The 678-nt window shown below is 74.5% G+C and carries 1 protein-coding gene and 1 pseudogene; one reads left to right on the forward strand and one right to left on the reverse strand.

Going from position 1 to position 678, the window contains the following annotated elements:
• The first annotated feature begins 192 nt into the window (after positions 1 to 192).
• On the forward strand, positions 193 to 549 hold the full coding sequence (locus Q0L15_RS22200; RefSeq protein ID WP_296607027.1) for a hypothetical protein: 357 nt from the start codon (positions 193 to 195) through the stop codon (positions 547 to 549).
• Between the two features lie 14 nt (positions 550 to 563).
• Here Q0L15_RS22200 and Q0L15_RS22205 read toward each other — a convergent pair.
• A pseudogene (locus Q0L15_RS22205) lies at positions 564 to 678 on the reverse strand (MBL fold metallo-hydrolase); the annotation flags it as partial.

A 678-nucleotide genomic window follows, 5' to 3' on the forward strand; every position in this document is an offset into this window, starting at 1 on the left:
GACCTCACGGACTGGTCGACCGCCTCGCCCGACCCGCTCGAGCTGCGGCAGTTCGACAACCTGCCCCCGATCACCGGCCCCGGCCTCTCGCCGTACCGCCCGGTCGCCGAGTGGGACGGCGACGGGGACTGGCCGGAGGTGGCCTGACGCAATCCGGAGGCACATCGCCCGCGTCCGTGGTGAGGTGGCCTGGTGATCGAGTACGGCGCGCGAGCCAAGCGCCTGCCGGCGCCGCCCCACGTCGTGTGGGACGACCTGGTGGCGCGCAAGCGCGTCGGTGTGCGCGCCTGGCTGGCGCTGCGGGGCGACGAGATCGAGCCGGAGGTGCTCGGGGCGGCGCGGCCGCACCTCGTCGTCTGGTCGTCGCTGTGGCCCGCGCGTCCCGACGACCGGGTGGAGATGACATTGACCGCGCGCGGGACCGAGACCCTGCTCGGCTTCCGGCTGCTGGCCCCCGGCGCCCCGCCCGGCGACGACCTGACCCAACGCATCCGCTACCGCGTCAACCGGCTGCTGTACGACGACCTCCGGCGGTCGTACGACGGCTGAGGCACCCGCGTGCCTTACCAGCCCCGCGCCCGCCAGTCCGGCAGCGCCGGCCGCTCGGCGCCGAGGGTCGAGTCGTTGCCGTGGCCGGGGTAGAACCAGGTGTCGTCGGGGAGGCGCTGGAAGATCTTG

The organism is Nocardioides sp. (assembly GCF_024509035.1).
Classification (GTDB): Bacteria; Actinomycetota; Actinomycetes; order Propionibacteriales; family Nocardioidaceae; genus Nocardioides.